General features: G+C 66.7%; 20 protein-coding genes and 4 tRNA genes. 12 read left to right on the forward strand and 12 right to left on the reverse strand.

The features are described 5' to 3' along the window. Positions 1-38 precede the first annotated feature (38 nt). From gyrA to BLS40_RS08050, 5 genes are all read left to right on the forward strand, one after another. Positions 39-2708 (forward strand): DNA gyrase subunit A, encoded by a 2670-nt coding sequence (gyrA, locus tag BLS40_RS08030; protein WP_092151043.1) that lies wholly within the window; start codon positions 39-41, stop codon positions 2706-2708. A gap of 3 nt (positions 2709-2711) precedes the next feature. Next, entirely contained in the window at positions 2712-3050 is a 339-nt protein-coding gene (locus BLS40_RS08035; protein WP_092151046.1) for a DUF3566 domain-containing protein, read from the forward strand. A gap of 64 nt (positions 3051-3114) precedes the next feature. Continuing rightward, positions 3115-3188, forward strand: a tRNA-Ile gene (locus BLS40_RS08040). A gap of 11 nt (positions 3189-3199) precedes the next feature. Further along, positions 3200-3272 (forward strand) — tRNA-Ala (locus BLS40_RS08045). A gap of 311 nt (positions 3273-3583) precedes the next feature. Beyond that, positions 3584-3656 (forward strand) — tRNA-Ala (locus BLS40_RS08050). Between the two features lie 68 nt (positions 3657-3724). On the opposite strand, the gene BLS40_RS08055 is transcribed toward BLS40_RS08050, so the two are convergent. From BLS40_RS08055 to BLS40_RS08065, 3 genes are all read right to left on the reverse strand, one after another. Further along, positions 3725-4186, reverse strand: coding sequence for a hypothetical protein (locus BLS40_RS08055; protein ID WP_092151049.1), 462 nt, complete (start codon positions 4184-4186; stop codon positions 3725-3727). 124 nt (positions 4187-4310) lie between these two features. Beyond that, positions 4311-4880 (reverse strand): YdhK family protein, encoded by a 570-nt coding sequence (locus BLS40_RS08060; RefSeq protein WP_092151052.1) that lies wholly within the window; start codon positions 4878-4880, stop codon positions 4311-4313. A gap of 98 nt (positions 4881-4978) precedes the next feature. Beyond that, positions 4979-5611, reverse strand: a complete 633-nt coding sequence (locus BLS40_RS08065) for a hypothetical protein (RefSeq protein WP_092151055.1) — start codon at positions 5609-5611, stop codon at positions 4979-4981. Between the two features lie 223 nt (positions 5612-5834). On the opposite strand from BLS40_RS08065, the gene BLS40_RS08070 reads away from it, so the two are divergent. The 4 genes from BLS40_RS08070 to BLS40_RS08085 are packed head-to-tail and all read left to right on the forward strand — an operon-like array spanning position 5835 to position 10277. Further along, complete coding sequence (locus tag BLS40_RS08070) at positions 5835-6791, forward strand: methylenetetrahydrofolate reductase (protein ID WP_231908427.1); 957 nt, start codon at positions 5835-5837, stop codon at positions 6789-6791. Between the two features lie 23 nt (positions 6792-6814). Then, positions 6815-9076 (forward strand): 5-methyltetrahydropteroyltriglutamate--homocysteine S-methyltransferase, encoded by a 2262-nt coding sequence (gene metE / locus BLS40_RS08075; protein ID WP_092151060.1) that lies wholly within the window; start codon positions 6815-6817, stop codon positions 9074-9076. A 25-nt stretch (positions 9077-9101) separates the two neighbouring features. Continuing rightward, the gene (locus tag BLS40_RS08080; protein WP_092151063.1) at positions 9102-9626 is read left to right on the forward strand and encodes a peptidylprolyl isomerase; all 525 of its coding nucleotides are present in this window, start codon (positions 9102-9104) and stop codon (positions 9624-9626) included. A 48-nt stretch (positions 9627-9674) separates the two neighbouring features. Next, the gene (locus tag BLS40_RS08085) at positions 9675-10277 is read left to right on the forward strand and encodes a rhomboid family intramembrane serine protease (RefSeq protein ID WP_092151066.1); all 603 of its coding nucleotides are present in this window, start codon (positions 9675-9677) and stop codon (positions 10275-10277) included. 247 nt (positions 10278-10524) lie between these two features. On the opposite strand, the gene BLS40_RS08090 is transcribed toward BLS40_RS08085, so the two are convergent. From BLS40_RS08090 to BLS40_RS08130, 9 genes are all read right to left on the reverse strand, one after another. Further along, positions 10525-11865: a hypothetical protein gene (locus BLS40_RS08090; protein WP_092151069.1), complete on the reverse strand. Its 1341-nt coding sequence runs from the start codon at positions 11863-11865 to the stop codon at positions 10525-10527. 234 nt (positions 11866-12099) lie between these two features. Next, a complete protein-coding gene (crgA, locus tag BLS40_RS08095) occupies positions 12100-12372 on the reverse strand; it encodes a cell division protein CrgA (protein ID WP_092151072.1) in 273 nt (90 codons plus the stop codon). 61 nt (positions 12373-12433) lie between these two features. Further along, complete coding sequence (gene pknB / locus BLS40_RS08100; RefSeq protein WP_172808014.1) at positions 12434-14359, reverse strand: Stk1 family PASTA domain-containing Ser/Thr kinase; 1926 nt, start codon at positions 14357-14359, stop codon at positions 12434-12436. 1 nt (position 14360) lies between these two features. Beyond that, positions 14361-15842, reverse strand: coding sequence for a serine/threonine-protein kinase (locus tag BLS40_RS08105; protein ID WP_092151075.1), 1482 nt, complete (start codon positions 15840-15842; stop codon positions 14361-14363). After that, positions 15839-17281 (reverse strand): penicillin-binding transpeptidase domain-containing protein, encoded by a 1443-nt coding sequence (locus tag BLS40_RS08110; protein WP_092151078.1) that lies wholly within the window; start codon positions 17279-17281, stop codon positions 15839-15841. Before BLS40_RS08110 ends, BLS40_RS08105 begins: the two co-directional genes overlap by 4 nt. Beyond that, positions 17278-18588 (reverse strand): FtsW/RodA/SpoVE family cell cycle protein, encoded by a 1311-nt coding sequence (locus BLS40_RS08115; protein WP_092151081.1) that lies wholly within the window; start codon positions 18586-18588, stop codon positions 17278-17280. The genes BLS40_RS08110 and BLS40_RS08115 overlap by 4 nt, the downstream gene beginning before the upstream one ends. Next, positions 18588-19958, reverse strand: a complete 1371-nt coding sequence (locus BLS40_RS08120; protein ID WP_092151084.1) for a PP2C family protein-serine/threonine phosphatase — start codon at positions 19956-19958, stop codon at positions 18588-18590. The genes BLS40_RS08115 and BLS40_RS08120 overlap by 1 nt, the downstream gene beginning before the upstream one ends. Then, positions 19955-20401 (reverse strand): FHA domain-containing protein FhaB/FipA, encoded by a 447-nt coding sequence (locus tag BLS40_RS08125; protein ID WP_092151087.1) that lies wholly within the window; start codon positions 20399-20401, stop codon positions 19955-19957. Before BLS40_RS08125 ends, BLS40_RS08120 begins: the two co-directional genes overlap by 4 nt. Before the next feature lie 11 nt (positions 20402-20412). Beyond that, the gene (locus tag BLS40_RS08130) at positions 20413-21315 is read right to left on the reverse strand and encodes a DUF3662 and FHA domain-containing protein (protein ID WP_092151090.1); all 903 of its coding nucleotides are present in this window, start codon (positions 21313-21315) and stop codon (positions 20413-20415) included. Between the two features lie 172 nt (positions 21316-21487). On the opposite strand from BLS40_RS08130, the gene BLS40_RS08135 reads away from it, so the two are divergent. From BLS40_RS08135 to BLS40_RS08145, 3 genes are all read left to right on the forward strand, one after another. Further along, a tRNA-Leu gene (locus tag BLS40_RS08135) sits at positions 21488-21571 on the forward strand. Between the two features lie 179 nt (positions 21572-21750). Further along, entirely contained in the window at positions 21751-22197 is a 447-nt protein-coding gene (locus BLS40_RS08140; RefSeq protein ID WP_231908428.1) for a transporter substrate-binding domain-containing protein, read from the forward strand. After that, on the forward strand, positions 22197-23186 hold the full coding sequence (locus tag BLS40_RS08145) for a cation diffusion facilitator family transporter (RefSeq protein ID WP_092151096.1): 990 nt from the start codon (positions 22197-22199) through the stop codon (positions 23184-23186). Before BLS40_RS08140 ends, BLS40_RS08145 begins: the two co-directional genes overlap by 1 nt. The last annotated feature ends 32 nt before the right edge of the window (positions 23187-23218 follow it).

A 23218-nucleotide genomic window follows, 5' to 3' on the forward strand; every position in this document is an offset into this window, starting at 1 on the left:
GGTAGAATCGCCCAGGAAACGTAATAGAAAGGTGATCCATGAGTGACGACACTCTCACCGGTGACGGCTTCGACCGCATCCAACCCATTGACATCAATGACGAGATGCAGACGAGCTACATCGACTACGCCATGAGCGTCATCGTCGGGCGCGCCCTGCCGGACGTGCGCGACGGAATGAAACCAGTACACCGCCGCATCATCTACGCGATGTACGACAACGGGTACCGCCCCGAGCGCTCCTACGTGAAGTCGGCCAAGCCCGTCGCCGACACCATGGGTAACTTCCACCCGCACGGCGACACCGCTATCTACGACACCCTCGTGCGCATGGCCCAACCCTGGTCCATGCGCTACCCGCTTGTCGACGGCCAGGGCAACTTCGGTTCTCCCGGCAACGACGGGCCCGCCGCGATGCGCTACACCGAGTGCAAGATGACGCCGCTGGCCATGGAGATGGTGCGCGACATCCGCGAGGACGCCGTGACCTTCTCGCCGAACTACGACGGCAAGACCAAGGAACCGGACGTCCTGCCCTCGCGCGTGCCCAACCTGCTGATGAACGGCTCCGGCGGCATCGCCGTCGGCATGGCCACCAACATCCCGCCGCACAACCTGCGCGAACTCGCCGAGGCCATCTACTGGATCCTGGACAACCACACCGCGGACGAGAAAACCACGCTCGACGCCGTGATGGAGCGCATCAAGGGCCCCGATTTCCCCACCTCGGGCCTCATCGTGGGGGACCAGGGCATCAAGGACACCTACACCACCGGCCGCGGGTCGATCCGGATGCGGGGCGTGACCGAGATCGAGGAGATCGGTAGCCGCCAGGTCATCGTGATCACCGAGCTGCCCTACCAGGTCAACCCCGACAACTTCATCGCCAGCATCGCGGACAACATCGCGGGCGGCAAGCTGCCGGGGGCCTCCCGCATTGACGACGAGTCCTCCGACCGCGCCGGGATGCGCATCGTGGTCTCGCTCAAGCGCGACGCCGTGCCGCGCGTGGTGCTCAACAACCTGTACAAGCACTCCCAGCTGGAGACGAACTTCTCCGCGAACATGCTCTCCATCGTCGACGGTGTGCCCCGCACCCTGCGTCTCGACCAGATGCTTCGCTACTACGTCAAGCACCAGATCGAGGTCATCGTCCGGCGCACCCAGTACCGCCTGGACGAGGCCGAAAAGCGCGCCCACATCCTGCGCGGCCTGGTCAAGGCGCTGGATATGCTCGACGAGGTCATCGCTCTCATCCGCCGCTCGCCGACGGTCGACGAGGCGCGCACGGGCCTGATTGAGCTTCTCGACGTCGACGAGATCCAGGCCAACGAAATCCTCGCCATGCAGCTGCGCCGCCTGGCGGCCCTTGAGCGCCAGAAGATTATCGACGACCTCGCCGAGATCGAGCTGCAGATCGCCGACTACAAAGACATCCTGGACAAACCGGAGCGCCAGCGCGCCATCGTCGCAGAGGAGCTCTCCGAGATTGTCGAGCGCTACGGCGACGACCGCCGCACGCGGCTCGTCGCCGCCACCGGCGACGTGTCCGAGGAGGACCTCATCGCCCGCGAGAACGTCGTGGTCACCATCACCTCCACCGGCTACGCCAAGCGCACCAAGGTCGACGCGTACAAGGCGCAGAAGCGCGGCGGCAAGGGCGTGCGCGGCGCCGAGCTGAAGCAGGACGATGTGGTGAAGAACTTCTTCATCTGCTCGACCCACGACTGGATCCTCTTCTTCACCAACTTCGGGCGCGTTTACCGCCTCAAGGCCTACGAGCTGCCGGAGGCCGGCCGCACCGCCCGCGGGCAGCACGTGGCCAACCTGCTGGAGTTCCAGCCGGAGGAGCGCATCGCCCAGGTGATCCAGATCCAGTCCTACGAGGACGCCCCCTACCTGGTTCTAGCCACCCGCGAGGGACGGGTGAAGAAGTCGCGTCTGACCGATTACGAGTCCGCCCGCTCCGCCGGCCTGATCGCCATCAACCTCAACGAGGGTGACCAGCTCATCGGCGCCGTACTGGCCTCAGACGAGGACGACGTCCTGCTGGTGAGCGAGCAGGGCCAGGCGATCCGGTTCACCGCCGACGACGAGCAGCTGCGCCCGATGGGGCGCGCCACCGCAGGCGTAAAGGGCATGCGCTTCCGCGGCGACGACCAGCTGCTGGCCATGACCGTGGTACACGACAACGACTTCATCCTCGTGGCCACCTCCGGCGGCTACGGCAAGCGCACCGCCGTGAGCGAGTATTCGCCGCAGGGCCGCGGCGGGGTGGGTGTGATGACGTTCAAGTACACCCCGAAGCGCGGGAAGCTGATCGGCGCGCTCGCGGTGGAGGAGGAGGATCAGATCTTCGCCATCACGTCCGCCGGCGGTGTGATCCGCACCGAGGTCAACCAAATCCGCCCGAGCTCGCGCGCCACCATGGGCGTGCGCCTGGTGGACTTGGCGGACGAGGTGGAGCTGCTGGCCATCGACAAGAACGTCGAGGACGAGGGCGAAGAAGAGGCCACCGCCGTGGCCAAGGGCGAGAAGACGCTCGAGGAAGCGATGGAGACCACCTCGTCGGCGCCGTCCGGTTCCCACGGGTCGTCGGTGACCTCGGCCGGCACGCCGGTCAACGTCAACAGCGTCGAGGCAGATCCGGTCGGTCCGACCTACGACTACGACGCAGAAGATGATGACGCGGAAGATGATGAGGAGTAGCTCATGGCCTCACGCACAGTGACCGTCTCCCACGTACACCCCGGGAGCGTATTCCGAGTGGCCACCTTGATGGCCATGGCCGGCTTCGTGGCGTGGATGATCGGCGCCACGATCGTCTACTTCTTCCTCAACCAGGCGGGAGTTGTGGAGTCGGTCAACTCGCTGCTCGCCGGTGTGGGCGGAGAGCGCATCGTGGATACAGCGCTGGTGCTCTCCGCCGCGGCGCTGTTCGGGCTGGTGGGCGTCGTGTTTGTCGCCATCATCGCGCCGCTGTGCGCGGTGATCTACAACGCCTTCGCCAACCTCACGGGTGGGGTGACGGTAACGTTGACGCCGCGCTGACAGGCCCGTGACCAGCTGATTTGTTCCGCTATGGAGTTCTGGGTAATGTTCTATTTCGTTCCCAGGGCCTATAGCTCAGTCGGTTAGAGCGCATCGCTGATAACGATGAGGTCGCAAGTTCGATTCTTGCTAGGCCCACAGGAGCGAAAGGGGCATTAGCTCAGTTGGTAGAGCACCTGCTTTGCAAGCAGGATGTCAGGAGTTCGATTCTCCTATGCTCCACAGTGTTCCTTGGTTCCTTTCAAGACCCCGGACATTCGAGAGAATGTTCGGGGTTTTGGTGTCAAGCCGTCCATGGCGCCCAGCAGGATTTAACAACTCCGTAGGGTGAACAGGCTGCGCGTCTCCGTGCGGGAGAAGGGGAACATGTCACCGACCACTACAGAAACCCAGCGCGCCTAGTAAGGCACATGTGCTGGGGAAGCTGTTCTATCTCCTCATTTCCGAGTGTTCTCCTAGTGTCATCCGCGTGTGGCCAGCACACCGGGGTGATTTTTGTTTTTCGGGGTGGGAGAGTACCGTCATTTCGGCGAGGGGCATTAGCTCAGTTGGTAGAGCGTCGCGTTCGCAATGCGAAGGTCAGGGGTTCGATTCCCCTATGCTCCACAAGAAGCTCCGAGCACGACAAAGCCCCCGGCACCGAAACAGTGCCGGGGGCTTAAACGCGGGTGCGCTTACTTGCTCGGAAGAGCAACGAGGGCCGCGCCAATGGCGGCGAGCCAGGAGTCCTTGGCCAGCGCGGTGCCGTCCTGGGAGGGGCGGATGCCGTCGGCCTCGGTCATGTCGTCGTTGCCGAAGTACATGGACAGCAGGCCCGCCGCGAAGGCGGTCAGGCCGACGCCCACGAGTCGGTTCGGAACGAAAGGCAGCAGCAGGGCGGTGCCCAGGCTGGTTTCGGTGGAGGCGAGCAGCTTGGCAAAGTTTTCTGCGTCCATCTCCTTGACAAACGGCAGGCCGGTCGCCGCCGTGTTCTGCAGCCACTCGGCGGTTCCCTTGCCCGCCTTGAACTTGCCCAGGCCGGAGTTGAGGACATACAGGCCGGTGGGAATGCGTAGCGCGGCGGAAGCGAAGCCGATGTTGGCCTTGTCCTGCTTGGTGAAGACGCCGGTGGGGATGACCTTCAGAGGGTTGAACATGTGAGCTCCTTACAAGCGGGTTTTAATGATACGTCAACATCTTACGGGATAAACTCGGCCTGGCAAGGTGTTGCGCGCCACCCGCCAGCATAGCGACGCCCGCGTCAGGCCGGCCGGGCTTGAACTAGCTCGCGGGCTTGATTTCGCTTTCGACGACCCACTTGTGGTTGGTCATCTTCATCCCGTCGGCCTCGTAATCCACCACGTACACCGTCTCATCGGTCGACGAGTCGACGGTGCCCTCCGCGCCGTCCATGCCCGCCATGTGGTTGGCCTGGATGACAATCGGGGAGCCATCCGCGAGAGGCTCGTTACCGGCGTCCTTGATCTCCTCCTGCACGACCCACTTGTGGTGGGTCACGGGGGCGCCGCCGTCAGTGGGGGTGTAGCTGACCTCATATGTGGTCGTGTCGTACGCCCCCACGATGGTGGCGGGAGCGCCCTGCATGCCCGGCATATGGTCGGTGTTCAGTGTCACCGTGCTGCCGATGGCGTACTTCGGGTCGGCGGCCTCCGCCATGCCCTCCGGGACGGGGCCGCCGTCTTCTGGGTGGTTGTGCGCTGCGTGCTCAGTGTGCTCAGTGTGCTCAGTGTGAGCGGGGGCAGGCTCGGTGCTGGGCGCCTCACTCGGCGAGCACGCGGAGAGTGCGGCAATGCTGGCGGTGGCGAGGAGCGCTGTCAAGGTAGTCTTCATAACTCCACTGTACCCCGAGGGGGTACCCGGGGTGTGCCTTTATCTCCGCTTTATGGCTGCTCCCGGCGTGGAGGCAACCGGCGGCCAGCTAGCGGCCCCTAGCGGGTGGCGTCGCGCTGGTCGTCGTCAAGCGTCTCCAGCGTCGTGAGCTGCTCGTCGATGGAGCTCAGCAGCTCCTCGTCGCGCTCCGCGGGCTCCTCGCCGAGGGGGCCGGCGGGGCGTTCGTCCTCGGTGCGGGTGGAGTACACGAGCGTGGCGTTGCCGCGCGCGTCCGTCTCCTCGCGCGGGGCGACGCGGGTGTAGGTGACGGCCTCCTTCTTCTTTCCGCCGGCGAGCTTGTCCTTGAGCAGGAACTCCCACAGCGCCCAGCCGGCGGCGCCCGCCGCGCCGACGCCGAGCAGGGTCGCCACGGCGCCGCCCTTGGAATTCTTCTTCTTCGCGTCCTTCGCCTCCTGCTTCAGCGCCGCGCGGCGCTCCTCGCGGGTCGGGGCGGCCGCGGCGAAGGCGGCGCGGTGGCGGTCCAGGCGGTTGTGGGAGTCGCGCGTCAGCTCCCCGGCCTCGCGCCGGGCGGCGTCGTACAGGTCGTCCAGGTTGTCCGGAATGTCGTCCTTCTTGATGGATTCCACGACGGAATCGTAGATTTCGCGCTGCTTGGCGTCGTCAAGCTGGCGGAAGTAATCGAGGGCGGCGCGTGCGCCCCTGAAGGCGAGGCGGATGGTGAACGGGTTCATGGTGCGGTCCTTCTTCGTCGGGGATGTGTGCAACCCAGAGTAGCGATTTCGCGCCGCAACGATTTTTATTCACCCCGGGCACGCCAGGTGACCTGCATAGACCGAGCGGTACGATTGAACAGAGTTGTCTATCGGTATGCGCATTTATAGATTCTTCAGTCAACGACAAACCGTAAGCGCCGAGCCCGGCCAGGCAACCCGTGTCAGAAAGAAAGGTATTCTCGTGCCCGAGAGATTTCCTTCGACGCGGCTTTCTGCCTCCGCCCCGCTAGATCGCCTCGACGAAGACCCAGCCACCACTCCTGTGGTGGGCCCGCGCGCCGCGCGTACCGCGCTGAGCTTCGAGCTGATCCCGCCGCGCCACGACGCCGACACCGCGCTGCTGGACACCCTTATCGCCGGCCTGGCCGAGTACAACCCCGACTACGTTTCCGTGACCTCGTCGCGCCGCTCCGACTGGCTCGAGGGCACCGCCGGTCTGATCAGCCGCATCGCCGAGACCACGGACCTCAAGCCCATCGCCCATCTCGCCTGCACCGCCGGCACCCGCGGGGAGCTCGCCGGGTGGATCCGCGCGCTTATCGACGCCGGCGTGCGCGGCTTCCTCGCCCTGCGCGGCGACCTCCCCGACGGCGTGGCACAGCTGCCCGAGGGTTACCTCCAGCATGCCACCGATCTGCTCAACCTCATCGTCGAGGTCCAAGAGGAGCAGGCCTTCCGCCTCGCCGCCGGCAAACTGGCCCTGTCCGTGGCCTGCTACCCCTCCGGCCACGCCGAATCCAAAAACGCAGACATGGACCTCGACGTGCTGCTGGCCAAGCAACGTCTCGGTGCCGACTTCGCCATCACGCAGCTCTTCTTCGAGGCGGAGGACTACCTGAGCTTCGTCGAAAAGTCGCGGCTCGCCGGGGTGCGCATCCCCTTGATCCCAGGCATCATGCCCATGACCAGCCTCCGCAGGGTTGAGCGCATGGGCGTGCTGTCCGGGATCAAGGTGCCGGAGTGCGTCACCCGGCGCCTGAGCGCCGCGTCCTCCCCCGAGGAGGAGTACGAGATCGGCATGGAGATGACGGCCGATCTCACCCGCGCAGTCTTGGAGGCCGGCACGGGCGGCCTGCACATTTACACGCACAACAACCTTGCGGTGACCCGCGACCTGCTTTCCAGAATCAACATCTAGCCACACTTTTTAAGGACACAACCATGAGCTTCCCCAAGGCAACCATCGAGGGATACCCTCGCATCGGCGCGAACCGCGAGCTCAAGCGCGCGCTTGAATCCTACTGGGCCGGCCGCATCGACGCCGACACGTTCCGCTCCACCACCCACGCCCTGCGCGTGGACACCTACAACCACCTGCGCGACCTCGGCCTCGCGGAGGACTACGCCATCCCCGCGGACGTGGCCTACTACGACCAGGTGCTCGAAACCGCGCTGACCGTCGGCCTCATCCCGGGCGGCACGGACCTGGACGAGGAGTTCGCGCTCGCGCGCGGCAACTCCACCCGCGTCCCGCTCGAGATGACCAAGTGGTTCGACACCAACTACCACTACCTCGTCCCCGAGGTCGCGGCCGGCCAGGACATCACCCCGGCCCCGGAACGCATCGTGCGCCTCGTGGAGGAGGCGAACGAGGCCGGCCACAAGGTGCGCCCGGCGCTCGTCGGCCCCGTGACCCTGCTGGCGCTGTCCAAGCCGGTGGAGTGGTCGCTGCTCGACGCGCTTACCGACGCCTACGCCGAGGTGTTCGCCGCGCTGAAGAACGCCGGCGCCGAGTGGGTCCAGGTCACCGAGCCCGCGCTGGTGGCCGACCTGTCCACCGAGGACGCTGATCTGGCGCGCTACCTGGAGCAGGCGTGGAGCAAGCTGCTCGCCATCTCCACCGACGAGCGCCCGAACGTGTACCTGACCACCCCCTACGGCGCCACCCGCAAGGCCTTGCCCGTGCTCGGCCAGCTCAAGCCCGAGGCCCTGCACGTGGACCTGTCCCCGTGGACCCTCGATTCCGATGCCGACTACCCGCAGCGCGTCGCCGACACCATCCCGGCCGAGGTGCAGCTCGTCGCCGGCGTCATCGACGGCCGCAACGTCTGGGCCGCCAACCTGCGCGAGCGCACCGAGATCCTCGACGTTCTGCGCGCCGGCGGCCGCGAGGTGGCCGTGTCCACCTCGACGTCCCTGCAGCACGTGCCGCACACGCTGAACGCGGAGAAGAACCTGCCGATCGACGTGGCCAACTGGCTGTCCTTCGCCGACGAGAAGATCGCCGAGATCCAGGCGCTCGTCACTGGCGAGGCGGGTGCCGCGGAGGCGTTCGCCCGCTCCGATCGCGCCGTGCGCACCCGCGCCGAGTCCGACCACATCCACAACCAGGCCGTGGTGGACCGCGTCGCGCAGCTGCCGGAAGGCGAGGTCAAGCGCTCGCCCGCGTTCGCCGAGCGCAAGCGCATCCAGGCCGACGTCCTCGGCCTGCCGGCGCTTCCCACTACCACGATCGGCTCGTTCCCGCAGACCCCCGAAATCCGCAAGGCGCGCGCCGACCACAAGAGCGGCGAGCTTACCGACGCCCAGTACACCGAGGCCCTGAAGAAGGAGATCAAGGGCGTCATCGAGCTGCAGGAGGAGATCGGCCTGGACGTGCTCGTCCACGGCGAGCCCGAGCGCAACGACATGGTGCAGTACTTCGCCGAGCTTCTCGACGGCTTCGTCGCCACCGAGAACGGCTGGGTCCAGTCGTACGGCTCGCGCTGCACCCGCCCGCCGATCGTCTTCGGCGACGTCTCCCGCCCGGAGCCGATGACGGTGGAGTGGGCGAAGTACGCCCAGTCCCTGTCCGACAAGCCGGTAAAGGGCATGCTCACCGGCCCGGTGACCATCCTGGCCTGGTCCTTCAAGCGTGACGACGTCCCCCTGTCCGTCTCCGCCGACCAGATCGCCCTGGCGCTTGCCGACGAGGTGCGTGACCTGGAGAACGCCGGCATTAAGGTGATCCAGATCGACGAGCCCGCCCTGCGCGAGCTCCTGCCGCTGCGTGCCGACGAGCGCCGCGCCTACCTCGACTGGGCGGTTCGCGCCTTCCGCCTCGTGGCGCTGCAAGCGAACCCGGAGACCCAGATCCACACCCACCTGTGCTACTCGGAGTTCGGCCAGATCATCGACGCCGTCGCCGGTCTCGACGCCGACGTGACCTCCATCGAGGCGGCACGGTCCAAGATGGAGCTGCTGGAGGACATCGACGAGACCTTCCACTCGGAGATCGGCCCGGGTGTCTACGACATCCACTCCCCGCGCGTGCCCTCCAAGGAAGAGATGGCCGAGCTCATCACCGCCGCGCTGGAGAACGTGCCCAACGACCGCCTGTGGGTCAACCCGGACTGCGGCCTGAAGACCCGCGGCTACGCGGAGGTGGAGCCGTCGCTGAAGAACCTGGTGGCCGCCCGCGACCAGGTCGCCTCCCGGCTGTAGGGGATCCGCGCCTACACTGTTGTGCATGACTTTAAAAACACAGACCGCAGTCCTGCACACCAACCACGGCGACATCCGCATCGACCTCTTCGGCAACCACGCGCCGCAGACCGTCGAGAACTTCGTCGGCCTGGCCAACGGTGAGGCGAACTACTCCACCCAGAACGCCTCCGGCACCAGCGAGGGCCCGTTCTACAACGGCGCGATCTTCCACCGCATCATCCCCGGGTTCATGATCCAGGGCGGTGACCCGACCGGTACCGGCACGGGCGGCCCGGGCTACCAGTTCGCCGACGAGTTCCACCCGGAGCTCCAGTTCGACCGCCCGTTCCTGCTGGCCATGGCCAACGCCGGCCCGGGCACGAACGGCTCCCAGTTCTTCATCACGGTGGACAAGACCCCGCACCTGAACAACCGCCACACGATCTTCGGCGAGGTCACCGATCCGGAGTCCCAGAAGGTGGTCACCGAGATTTCCAACGTGCGCACCGGCCGCATGGACCGCCCGGTCGAGGACGTTGTCATCGAGTCCATCGACATCGAAAGCTAGCCGCCCCCGTACACCGTGCCCCCGCCCGCGTGGCGGGGGCGTTTTGTTATGAACGTTCGCACCTTGTTTTACCGCGCCCCCGCCACCGCGGCCATCACCGCGCTGTGCGTCCTGGTTTTCGCGGTCACCGCAGCCCAGTCCCGTTCGCTCAATGACCTGGTGTGGGGTTCCTCGCTGGGTGTCCGGATGGTGCTCTACGGCCCGTTCGTCACCGAGGAACCCCTCGGTTGGCTCCGGCTAATCACGGCCGGGTTTTTGCACCTGGATGCGACCCACCTGTTCGTGAACATGCTCATGCTCGTGCTCATCGGCGGCGAGGTGGAGCGCTTCGTGGGCACGCCTCGCTTCGTCGCGGCGTGGCTGATCGGCAGCGCGGCGTCGTCGGGGGCGGTGCTCGCCATGAACTTCGACATTGCCACAGCCGGGGCCTCGGGCGCGTTGTTCACGCTGCTCGTGGTGCTGGTCGCTATTGCTTATCGACGCTCCGCGGACCTGCGCGCCCCCGTCTTCCTCTTGGTGCTCAACGTGGCCTACACCTTCGTGGTGCCCGGCGTGAGCGTGTGGGGCCACTTGGGAGGGCTCGCCGCCGGGGTCGTGCTCGCGTGGCCGCTGACTTGTGCACCGGTTATCCCCAGGCGCAGGCCCCGCTAGTTGTCCCCAGGATCTTCCACATTGTGGATAACCACAGCCGTGTAATTCCTAGAACGCCCCGCCGAAAGGCCGCGCAAAGTACCTGAATGAGCCTCCGTGGCCGGCGCGGTGTTCGCACGGTGGAATTTGTGCACAGACTTATCCACAGGTGGGGAAAACTCGTTTGTCCACAAGTAGTCCACATCCTGTGGATAAAGAAGTCCCGCCCCGGTGGATAACCGGGGCGGGACGGTGGCCGAAAGGGATGTTAGAAGATGCCTTCGATCGGCTTGCCGAAGTCGTTGAGGGTGGCCTCGCGGGAGTCAACGTTCTGGTCGTTGCCCGTCGAGGTGTCGCCGGCGATGCGGCCGGTCTGGGTCACCGTCATGTAGTTGGTCAGGCGGCCCTCCTTGGTCAGGTTGTCGCCGTAGCTGAACGCGCCGAGCAGCATGTCGTCGTCGGCGTTAACCGGGTTGGACAGCGTGACCTCGAAGACGCGCGCGTTGGTGTCAAAGTTGTAGCCCAGGTCACGGATGTGGGTGCCGTTCGAGCCGAAGGAGGTCATGAGCCGGTCCACGCCCACCGGGCCTGCCTCGCGCTTGACCTCGACGCGGAAGGTGACTGCCGGGAACTCCGCCCAGTACCGCTTGGCGCCGACGTTCTTCACGCGCAGGGCGACCGAACCGGCAAAACCGGGCGCCTTTGCCCCGGAGGTGGTGAAGTAGGGCTCCAAGTCCAGATCCGCCTTGTCCTGCGCAACGGGGAGCGTCTTTTCCTCGGTGGCCGCGACAGCTTCGAAGCTGCGGTTGGTCACGTCCTCCGCGGCGTCGTCAAGCGGCTCGCCCTGGTTGAGCTTGCGCACGTCCTTGTTGTAGGCCGGGTTCGGGTTATCCGTGGTCTCCGTGACCTGTGCGCCCTTGTTCGGAGCCCAGGAATCGGCCGGGGTGGCGTAGTTCTTCACACGCACCTCGTTCTTGACCGGCATGTTCGCGATCCACGCGGTCGGGGTTGCCCAGGTGCCGTTCGGGCGGCACCGCTGCTGGGTGCCGGTCATGGTGATGGTGCGGAAACCGTAGGTGGCTTCGCCGGTGTTACCGGCGGGCACGTCGTATGGGCCGATGGTCTGGCCGACGTTCCACGACAGGGACGCCGAGACGGACCACCCGAGGGTCTTTGCCAGCGCGTAGCCGATGGACCCCTGCAGGCCGTCCTTCGAGCCCTGGCCGCCCACGTTGAGGGTTTCGGTCTTGGAGCCGTTCACCTCCGCGGTGATGGTCTGGGTGCGCGAGAGATCCTGGGTCAGCGGGACCGTGGAGTTGGAGAGGTTGGTCGTCGAGATTGTGCCGACCGGCAGGAAGTTGTCGGTGACCTTGTACACGATCGTGCGGTAGTCCTCGGCGGAGTTGCACACCGGGCGGGGGTTCAGGATGTTCGCCTTGAGGTGATCGGAGCCGCGGTAGGTGTGGACAATGGGCAGGGCGTCGTTGGTCGCGGGGGTCTCGGGGGAGGACTCCTCGAGGGTCTGAGCGACAGCCGGTGCGGCACCGGCCGCGATCGCCGCCGCGGCGGAAAGCGCCGCCACAGAGCGGGAGAAGCGTGAGAGTTTCATCGGGGTGGGCCTTTCTCCTGCTGGAGGTGTAAGACGTCGGCGAGACGAAAAAATACGCGGCGTCCCCGTCCACTGGCACCGCGAGGGTGGAACGAAAGTGCACACCCGCCCGCCCTGTCTGCTACGAGAAGGCCCAGCACCGCCGCACGGGGGCACGAACCGGCGTACCCCCGTTTCGTTGCAATATCAACGAAACGGGGGTACTTTCCCGGGCAAAATTCTACTTTGGTTTACCTAGCGCCATCCCATCGTCATGAGCAGCCCGATAATCATCGCGGAGAACCCGATGAGGTAGTTCCACGGGCCGAGCTGGGTCAGGAACGGAACCTGATCCCCGGCCACGTAGAACACGATCAGCCATGCCAGGCCCAGAATGAGCAGGCCGAACATGATGATCTTGTACCACAACGGGGTGCCGCCGGTGTTGATCTTCACCGGGGTGCGGGAGGCGCCGGTCGAGGTAGTGGGGACCGGGCGGGCGTCCTTGGTTACTTTTGCCTTGGGCATTTCGCTACATCCTTACAGTAGTTGCGGGCATCTGTGCTGGAACTGTACCAGCGGGGCAGAATCACCTGATGGGGCTGAGCTGCGCGGCGTCGAACTTCCACAGGTTGTACCCGATCTCCTGATCCTTGCGGATGTCCTCGCCCACGGGCACCGACTGGTGCCCGATGAGCCCCTGATCCACCAGCGCGCCCGTGGGCACGGTGGGACCGGCGACGAGGCGCCCGTTCCAGCCGGCCGCCCGCAGCGCGCGCTCCGCCTCCGCCGGGGTCATGCGGGCGATATCGATCATCGGCATCAGCATCCCGTTGGACACGCGCAGCTCCACCGTCGTGCCCTTGTCCACCTCTGTGTTTTCGCCGGCGACCGCCAGGACCTCATCGGCTGGGCGCCGCGAATCCACAAAGGTGGGCGCGGCCTCGAGGCCGAGGGAGTTCAGCGTTGCCGTTGCCTGGCCGACATTCATGCCCACCAGGGAAGGCACCTGCACTTTCTCGCGCCCCTGCGACACGACGATGGACACCTGCGATCCCTTGGACAGCTGGGCCCCGGCGGCGGGGTTCTGGGAAATGATCATCCCGGCGGGGACGCTGTCGCTGAATTCCCGGCGGATCTCTGGGTGCAGTTCCAGGCTCGCGTCGGCGAGGATTTGTGAGGCCTCCTGCGGGCTGACGCCCGTCACGTCGGGGACGTCCGTGATCTCGCGGCCCGACGAGACGGTCACCGTGACAAGGGTCCCCGGGCGCAGCTGGGAGCCGGCGACGGGGTTGGTGCCCAGCACCTCGCCGCGCGGTCGGTCGGGGCTGGGGGAGTCGTTGACCGCCACTTGGAAGCCGAGGCCCTCGAGCTCCGCCACGGCCTCCTCGCGCGACTTGCCCGTCACCTCGGGGAGGGTCACCATGGTTTCGGCCTGCTGGGTGTCCTCGCTGTCGTCCGCGGCGAAGTAGTTGTAGGCGAGCACCCCGCCGGAGACGAGCAGCACGAGGCCGAGAAGGGCCGCGACCCACTTCATCCAGGAGTTCGACGGCCTCTCGTTGGCCCTCCGGTGCTGCTCGTAGCGTGTCGGTTCCGCGGCCGCGGCCACGGGGGCCGGGGGCGCCACCGGGTCATCGTAAGCGGCGAGGTAGGTTCGCGCCGCGTTGGTCACCGCGCCGCGCTCGAGGCGCGCGAGGTCGTCGCCCATCTCGGCGGCCGACTGGTAACGGTCCGCCGGGTGCTTCGCCATGGCGGTGAGGATGACGGAGTCGACGTTGACAGCCTCGGCGTCGCCAAGCGTGCCGACGATCGCACTCGGTGCTTCGGGCTCCTCCTGAACGTGCTGGTAGGCCACCGCGAAGGGCGATTCGCCCTCGAACGGGGGGCGGCCCGTGACGGCCTCATACATGACGCAGCCCAGCGCGTAGACGTCGCTGCGGGCGTCGGCGGGTTTGCCGCGCGCCTGCTCGGGCGAGAGGTACTGCGCCGTGCCGATCACGGCGGAGGTCTGGGTCATCGCCGCGGTGGAATCATCCAGCGCGCGGGCGATGCCGAAGTCCATCACCTTGACCGTTCCGGTGTTGGTGACCATGATGTTCGCCGGCTTGATGTCCCGGTGGACGATCCCGGCGTCGTGGCTGGCCTGCAGCGCGTGCGTCACGGGGATGAGGAACGCGGCGGCCTCCTTAGGCGTCAGGGGGCCGTCCTCGCGCACGATGTCGCGGAGGTTGCGGCCGTGGACGCGCTCCATCACGATGTAGGGCACGGCTAGGCCGTCGACGTCGACATCCCCCGTGTCGTAGACCGAGACGATGTTGGGGTGGTTCAACCGGGCCGAATTCTGTGCCTCCCTGCGGAAACGCTCCCGGAAGTTTTCGTCGCGCGCCATGTCTGTTTTCAGCATCTTGCACGCGACCTCGCGGCCGAGAAGCGTGTCCGTGGCGGAGTAGACCTCCGACATCCCCCCGGTTCCGATGGTGGGGCCGAGTTGGTAGCGGTTACCAATCAACGTCATCTCAGGCACCTCCGCCAAGTTGGTTCATCAGGTCATTCAAGGGGTCCGCCGGCGCAGTGGTCGCGGCGGGCGGCTGCGAGCCGGGGGCCGGGGCGGGCGCCGGCTGGCTGGGGGAGGGCGCGGGGTTGAGCAGGGACGGCTGGGGGGCGTCCGGCACCATCGTCTCCCTCGTCGGCGGCTGCTCGAACCTCAACGTTCCGGGGGCGGACGACGCGGGTGGCCTCGCGGGCGTGGCCGCGGGGGGAGCGGTGGTGGTGATCGTGGGCGTCACTACCTGGGTTTCCGTCACCACGGTCGGTGTGGGAGTCGGCGTGGGAGTCGGGGTCGGGTCGTCGCCGCCCCCCAGCGCCCCGCTGGTAAACGCCCACGCGAGACCCCCTCCGGCAAGAAGCACCAAAAGCGCGATGGCGACGCCGAGGCCGAATCCGCCCCTGTCCTCCTCCTTGACCGGCGCGGGCCTGCTCTGCTGGGCGCCAGGCTGGGGTGCACGGGGAGGAGCCGTCGCCGGCCTGACGGTCGTGGGCTGCGCGACGTGGGCCAGCATCTGGGTCGACTCGGTGGGGGTGGGTTCCATCGCCACCTTGGTCGATGCGGTGGAGGTGGCCGCCGGCTGGGTGGGCCTGCGGCCCTCGCGCACCTGGGCGACGGCCAGCTGCATCGCGTTGCCGTCGCGGAAGCGTAGTTCCGGGTCCTTGCGCAGGGCGATCTCGATGAGCTCGCGCGCCGGGGCGGACACGGTGGTCGACAGCGCCGGCGGCTCCGCGGAGACGTGCGCCAGTGCCACCGACACCGAGGAGTCGCCGGTAAACGGCCGCTTGCCCGCCAGCATCTCGTAACCCACCACTCCAAGCGAGTACACGTCGGACGCGGCGCTGACCCCGAGGCCCTGGGCCTGCTCGGGCGAAACGTACTGGGCGGTGCCCACCACCATGCCGGTGCGGGTCAGCGGCACCGCGGCGGCCGCCTTGGCGATGCCGAAGTCCGTGATCTTTACCTGGCCGTTCTGGGTGATCATCAGGTTGCCCGGCTTGATGTCGCGGTGCACCAAGCCCATCCGGTGGATGGCCGCCAAGCCGTGCGCGGCCTGCTCCAGTACATCGAGGGCGAGTGCCTCGTCGAGCTTGCGCTCCCGCGCGATCAGGTCGGCGAGGGATTCGCCGCGGATGTACTCCATGACAATGAAACACACGGTGTAGCCGGCGGGGGAATCTACCTCCCGGTAGTCATAGGTGGCCACCACGTTGGGGGAGTCGATCCCTTCAGCCGCGTGCGCCTCGTTGCGGAAGCGGGCGAGGAACTCGTCGTTGTTGGAAAACTCGGGTTTCAGCACCTTGATGGCCACCTCGCGGTCGCCCAGGGGGTCGTCGGCAAGCCACACCGTGGACATGCCGCCGTGTCCGATGACCCATTGCAGCTTGTAGTCCGGGCCGATCAGGGCCTGCAGGGCGTCGCGGTTGTCGGAATTGTGCTGGTGCTGGTTCATCGGTTTCCCTCTCCGTTCGCGGGAGCGGCGCCCAGGACCGCGCGCCCGATCGAGCTGGCGACTTGTCCGCCGGTGGCGTTGACACCCAGCGAGCCGCCGTTCTTGACCACAACGGCAACCGCCACGTCGTTGTTCGGGTCGAACGCGACGTACCAGACGTGCGGCGCGGCACCCTCGGCGTGCTCGGCCGTGCCCGTCTTGGAGGCGTACCGGTTGCCGTTGTAACCGAAGGTGGAGCGCTCAGAGGCGTACATGAGCTCCGTCATGGTTGCGGCCTCCTCAGGCGTGAGCGCCTCGGCGAGCTCCTTCGGCTGGGTTTCGGTGACCGGGGTGAGGTCCGGTTTGAGCACGCGGTCGACGACGTAGGGCTCCATGCGCTTGCCCTCGTTGGCCACGGTTGCCGCCATGACCGCCGCCTGCAGCGCCGTCATGGTCACGTCGCGCTGGCCGATGGCGGATTGTCCGAGCTCCGCCGCGCCGGGCAGCTCGCCGAGGGAACCAGAGGCCGTGGGCACGGCCATGTCGTAGCCCTCTCCGATGCCGAAACGCTGGGCGGCGTCGCGCAGCGCATCAGGCCCCATTTCCATGCCCATCTGCACGAAGGCCGTGTTGCAGGACAGCGCGAAGGCGGTGCGCAGGGTGGTGGTCGGCGATCCGCCGCACATCTGGCCGCCATAGTTGGGCACGCTCGCGTTGGTGCCCGGCAGGGGGATGCTCGATTCGCCCGTGAGCGGGGAGTCCGGGGTGTACCCCTCGCGCAGGCCGGCCGCCGTGGTGACGATTTTGAAGATGGATCCCGGCGGCAGCTGATCCTGCGTGGCGTGGTTGAGCAACGGGGCCGCCGGGTCGCTGTTGAGCTGCGCCCAGGCGTCCTGCGCGGTATCCGGGTTGACCAGGAGGTTCGGGTCGTAGGACGGGGTGGAGGCCATGGCGAGCACGGCACCTGTCGACGGCCGGATGGCCACGACGGCCCCGGCATAGTCGCGGTCGGACATCTGCTCGTACGCCAGGGCCTGCAACTGCGGGTTGATGGTGAGCTCGACGTTGTCGCCCGCCCTATCCTTCTCCAGCCCGGTGCGCAGGAAGCGGCTGCCGCTCACCCCCCGCTCGCCGCTGAGCGCCTGGTTCATCCCGGCCTCGAGCCCGCCCACCCCGAACTGGTCGGAGACGTAGCCCAGGACCGGTCCGAAGGAGTAGGGCATGTTGGGATAGACGCGCTGGTAGAAGTCGTTCTGGTCCTTCTCGGAATCGGCGACGATCTGGCCGCCGGCGTTGATGCGGCCGCGGTCGACCTGCTTCAGCTCGATGAAGTTACGCGAGTTCAGCGGGTTCTGCGCGTACTTATCCTCCCGGAAGCCTTGGACCACGGTGAGGTTGAGCAGCAGCACGAGCGTGAGGATCATGGACAAGACCGCTCCGAGCCTGATGGACTTGTTCACTGCGCCACCTCCGCGGGACGGTTCGCGCTGTTGGAGATTCTCAGCAGAAGCCCCAGCAAAATGTAGTTGGCCATGATCGCGGAGCCGCCGGCGGACATGAACGGCGTTGTCAGGCCCGTCATGGGCATGAGCGCCGAGATGCCGCCGGTGACCACGAAGATCTGGATGATGATGGTTGTCGCCATGCCGGCGGCGAGCAGCTTGCCGTAGGAGTCGCGCGCCTGCATGGACGCCCGGAACCCGCGGTTGACAAAGATGAGGAACAGGCAGAGCACCGCCGCCAGCCCCACGAGCCCGAGCTCCTCACCAAGCGCGGCGAGGATGTAGTCGGAGTGGGCCACGGGCACCAGGTCCGGGTGGCCGTAACCCAGCCCCACGCCGGTCACCCCGCCCCAGCTCAGCCCGAACAGGGCCTGCGCGGGCTGGTAGCCGGTGGTGTCGTAGTTGGCAAGCGGGTCGATGAAGTTGGTCACGCGCTCCTGGATCTTGTCCGAGACCTGGTAGACGGCGTACCCGCCGAGCGCGACGAGCCCGATGCCGATGACGAGCCAGCTCGTCCGCCCGGTGGCGTAGTACACCATGGCCAGCACGGTGGCGAAGAGCAGCAGGGCGGGGCCGAAGTCGTTGGAGATGGCCATGATGAGGATCGCAATGGCCCAGACCACGAGGATCGGGGCGAGGTCGCGCAGGCGCGGGAACACCAGCCCGGCGAAGCGTTTGCCGGCGACGGTGAACAGCGCGCGCTTTTGGGCCAGCAGCTGGGCGAAGAAGATCAGCAGCAGAATCTTGGAGAACTCGCCCGGCTGGATGGAGAAGGGGCCGATCCAGATCCAGATGCGCGCGTCGGCGAACTCGGCCGGCTGCGGCCACACCAGCGGGAGGGCGAGGAAGACGAGCCCGAGCGCGCCCAGCAGGTAGGAGTAGCGCGACAGCGACTTGTGGTCGCGCACGATGACGAGCGTGAGCACCAGCAGGATGATTCCGGCGAAGGACCACATGACCTGCCGGTCCGCCAAAGCCCCGTACCCCGGTCGTTCCGCCAGATCGAGCCGGTAGATGATGACGAGCCCGATGGCGTTGAGCGCGGCCACGACGGGCAGGAGCACCTGGTCGGCGTGAGGCGCGGCCAGGGATATCGCCACATGGGCGATGGCGTAGACGCCGATGAACCCGCCGATGAGCCACAGCATTTCCGCGGTCAGTGCGCGGCCCTGGGACATCTCCAGCCCGAACAGCATGACCAGCAGCAGCACGGCGACGCAGATGAGCAGGCCGAGCTCTTGGGTGCGCGAGAATATTCTGGCCATTACTTCACCGTCCTGCAGGTGTCGGCCGGCTGGGGTGCGGCGTTTTCGTCGGGGGTTTCCACGCAGGCGGGCAGGGCTTCGTCGGCAAGCCTGTGGAGCTGGGCGACGACGTCGTCGTAGCTGCCCGGGCTGAGGTTCTCAACGGTGTTTTTCTGCGACGGCGGGAGATCGTCCACGTCGAAGACGTCGCATCCCGCGGGCCTGTCGTCCACGGGGGAGATTTGCAGCTCGTTGCGGGTGTTGATGCAGGCCACCTGGATCGGCTCGGGGCTGCCGGCGCCGAAGAGGGTGCTGCCGCCTTGTTCGATGACGATCTGGCCGCGGTCGTTCGTGGCCAGGGAGTAGGTGTCGTCGTCGCGGCTGATGAGAAAGGCCGCGCCGAGCGTGGCCGCCAGCGCGAGGGTCAGCGCGCCGACGATCCACGGCCAGATGGTGCGGCGTGGGTGATCCTCCTCGTCCACGGGCACCTCGGCCTCGTCGGGGGTCGCCGCATCGCTTGTCGACGCCCGCGTGATCCTCGCCCCGCCAACCTCCGCCGGCTGCATGAGCGCCGCCGCCCGGCTCGCCGAGGAGCTGGGGTGGGTGACCTCGAACGCCGGTGCGAGGGCCCCGGCCAAGACTGCCGCGCGCGGGAGCTCGGGTGCGTCCGCGGCATCGCTGTCGACCACGTCGCCGATGACGACGGTGATGTTGTCCGGCCCGCCGGAGCGCAGCGCGAGCTCGATGAGCCGCTGCGCGGCGATCTCGGGAGTGCCCTCGCCCAGCGCCGTGGCGATGGTCTCCGCCGTCACCGGGTCGGACAGGCCGTCGGAGCACAGCAGGTAGCGGTCGCCCGGCACGGCGTTGAGGAGCTCGAGGTGCGGGTCGACCGGCCGGCCGGTGTAAGCCTTGAGTATGAGCGACTTCTGGGGGTGCGACGACACCTCGCTGGCGTCCAGCTTTCCCTCGTTGACCAGGGACTGGACGAAGGTGTCGTCTTCTGTGATCTGCTCGAGCACGCCGTCGCGCAGCCGGTAGCCGCGCGAGTCGCCGACGTGGATGAGACCGAACTCGGAACCGTTGAACATCAGCCCGGTCAGCGTCGTGCCCATACCGTCCTGCTCGGGGTGATCTTCAACGGACGCCTCGATGGCGGCGTTGGCGTCGTCGGCGGCCGCGCCGAGGAGCGCGAGCATGTCGGCATCCCCCGGGTCCGCGTCGAGGTGCTCCATGTGCTCCACCATGAGCTGCGAGGCGACCTCGCCGGCGGCGTGGCCGCCCATGCCGTCGGCAAGCACGAGCAGGTGGGGGCCCGCGTAGGCGGAGTCCTCGTTGTTGGTTCTGACCAGGCCGCGGTCGGAGGCGGCGACAAAGTTCAACTTCAAGTTCATGGCATCAACCTCACGGTGGTGCGGCCCATTTTCATGTCGGTTCCCACGGACACCCGTTCGGGCTGGTCGATGCGCGCACCCTGGACGAAGGTGCCGTTGCGGGAGTCGAGATCCTCGATGAACCATTCGCTGCCGCGGCGGAACAGGCGAGCGTGCGTGCTCGAGGCGAAGTCGTCGCCCAGCACGAAGTCCGACGAGTCCGCGCGGCCCAGGGTTAAATCCTCCAGGCTGGCGATCTCCATGTGGGAGCCTTTGAGCGGGCCCTCAACCACGACGAGTTGGCGCGCCTTCTCGCGCTTGACGGGGGTTGCGGCGACCGCTTGCCGACGCGCCCCTGACGCGGCGACCACATCCTTGCGCACCACCCACAGGACAAACAGGATGAAAACCCACAGGAGGATGAGCAGCCCGAACCGGGCGCCGAGGATGATGGCTGAATCCATAGGAGGGCTCCTTAACGTGCGCCGTTGTCCGGGTTGGCGCCCCGGAAGTACTCGGTGCTGGGATGTGCGACCTCGTCCGGGTTGTGCCCGGCGTCGGTGCGCGGGCGGTCGCCGCGCGGCTCGACAATGCGCACCTCGATGTGGGAGTGCCCGACGGTGATCACGTCGCCGTCGGCAAGCATCCAGTTGTCCACGGGCTCGTCATTGACGGTGGTGCCGTTGGTGGATTCCAGGTCCACCAGCACCGCGACCTGGCCGTCCCAGGTGATCTCGGCGTGCTGGCGCGAAACCCCGGTGTCCGGCAGGCGGAAGTCGGCGTCGTTGGAGCGCCCGAGGATGTTCGACCCCTGCCGCACCAGGTAGGTGCGCGAGGACCCGTCCTGCAGCAACAGGCTCACGGTGGGTTCGTTGGGTTCGGTGGGCTCGGTGTGGTCGGTGTGGTCGGTGGGCTCGGGCATTGCATCCTCCTGGGTGCGTGAACGCGTGGTGGGGGTGGGATCCGACACGATGGCGTCGAAGCCGCTGGAGACATCCGGTTGCTGGTCGATGTAGGACGACACCCTCAGCTGGCCGGTGCGCAGCCCCGACTCCTCCGCGACGCGGACAACAGCCGGTCCCTCCAAGGACCAGCCCTGGTTCCGCACGAAACGCGTCAATTGGTCCGCCAGAAGGGTGGGCAGCGCCTGGTCGCGGGAGAGGTTTTCTAAGTCCTTGCTGGACACACCCACCGCGAAAACGTTGGGGGCGATCAGCTCGTCCCGGTCGGTGAGAACCACGCTGTCCTGCGTCTCCTGCTTGATCAGCTCCTCGAGCTCTGCGGGGACGACCTTGCCGCCGAACAGCGCGGCCATGGAGTTATCCAGCCCGCGCTGCATCGACGAATCCAGCTTGGCCAGCCTGTCCATGATCGACATTGACGCGCACCTCCCTTCCAGCTTTGGTAGCAATAACTAGGGCAATAACGGCAATAACTAGGACAGTATAAATGTGTCGGCGCTATGAACCTAGACGCCCGCGTGAAAACCGCCCTCTAGCTTGCGGTTTGGAGATTCGATATGCACGGGTGATATATTTAGTCAGTCGCCCGCCCGGGTGGCGGAATTGGCAGACGCGCTGGCTTCAGGTGCCAGTGTTCGCAAGAACGTGGGGGTTCAAGTCCCCCCCCGGGCACAGATTAAGCCGGTCACCGTTACGGGGCCGGTTTTCGCGTTGTGGGCGCGTGGATCTGGCCGAGCCGGCACCCACCACCGCGCACAGCAAATACCCAGTAGAATCCGCTTATGCAATTTCTATGATGATGGAGGCGGTGCGTGGTGCGTCTATTAGCGCAGGTAATAGGGGCGGCAGCAGTGGCCGGGGCAGTGGCCACCGGCTGCTCCGCCCTGCCCAAAGACCCGGCGGGCACCTTCGACCGGGCGGCCGACGGCACGCTCGTCGTCGGATTGTCCGAGCACGAGCCGTGGACCAGCGTGGATGACCGCAGCGGGGAGGTGACGGGCTCCGAGGCGGAGTTGATCCGCGGGTTCGCCGACTCCATCAACGCGGACGTGGAGTGGAAGGTGGCCTCCGAGAGCGTGCTCGCGGGATGGATGGAGGACGGCGAGATCGACGTCATGGTCGGCGGGCTGACCAGCGCGTCGCCGTGGTCGACGCACATGGCCCTGACCCGCCCGTACACCACCGTGACCAGCCAGGACGGAAACGAGGAGAAGATGGTGATGGGTTTGCGTATGGGGGAGAACAAGCTCATGGTCGCTCTCGAGCGGTACCTGGCGCACGAGGAGGGTGAGATCTGATGGCCCGCGTGGACGAGGCGAGCACGGGCACGAGCATCGACGCCCTGCCGAAGAAGCAAGGCGAGCTGCTGCACAAGGCCGTGCAGCTCGAGTGGATCTCGCTGGCGGTGCTCACCGTCACCGTCGCGTTGGTCGGCATCGTGTCCGGCCAGTCGCAGGCGATGAAGGCGGCGTGGTACGAGGATCTCCTCTCGCTGCTGCCGCCCATCGCGTTCCTCGTGGCCACCCGCGTGATCAGGAGGAACCCCGACGCGGAGCACCCGTTCGGCCACCACCGCGCGATCGGCGTGGGGCACGTGGTGGCGGGTTCTGCGCTGCTGGCGATGGGCGCGTTCCTGCTCGGCGGCTCCGCAGTGGGGTTGGTGAACCAGGAGAAGCCTCCGATCGGCACCGTCGTGCTGTTCGGCAGCAGCATCTGGCTCGGGTGGCTGATGGTCGCCGTGATGGCGCTGTCCGTCATCGGACCCGTCATCCTGGGGCGGCTGAAGCTCAAGATCGCCGAGCCGCTGCAGGACAAGGTGCTCTACGCGGACGCGGACATGAACAAGGCCGACTGGATGACGGGCGTGGCCACCATCGTCGGTGTGCTCGGCGTCGGCATCGGGCTGTGGTGGATGGATGCGGTCGCGGCGATCGTGGTGTCGTTCTCCATCGTGTGGGACGGCGTGAACAACCTGCGGACCGCGGTGCGCGACCTTACTGACGCCCGCCCGACCGACCTCGACGGCAACAAGCACCCCGTTTTGGACAAGGCGGTGGATGCGGCGCAGCGCACCGACTGGGTCAAGGATGCCTCGGCGCGTTTCCGCGATCTCGGCCACGTGCTGCACGCAGAAGTGTTCGTGGTGCCACGGGAAGGGCGTGAGGTGAGCGTCGACAAGCTGCGCGAGCTGCGGCAGAAGGTAGAGAAGGTCGACTACCAGCTCCACGATGTCGTGGTCACCGCCGTCAGTGAGATCCCCGAGTTCCTCGTGAAAGAGGAGCGCTAAATAGCCGTGTAGTGTGGTGCCGGACATGACGA

This window comes from Corynebacterium mycetoides (assembly GCF_900103625.1).
GTDB classification, from domain to species: domain Bacteria; phylum Actinomycetota; class Actinomycetes; order Mycobacteriales; family Mycobacteriaceae; genus Corynebacterium; species Corynebacterium mycetoides.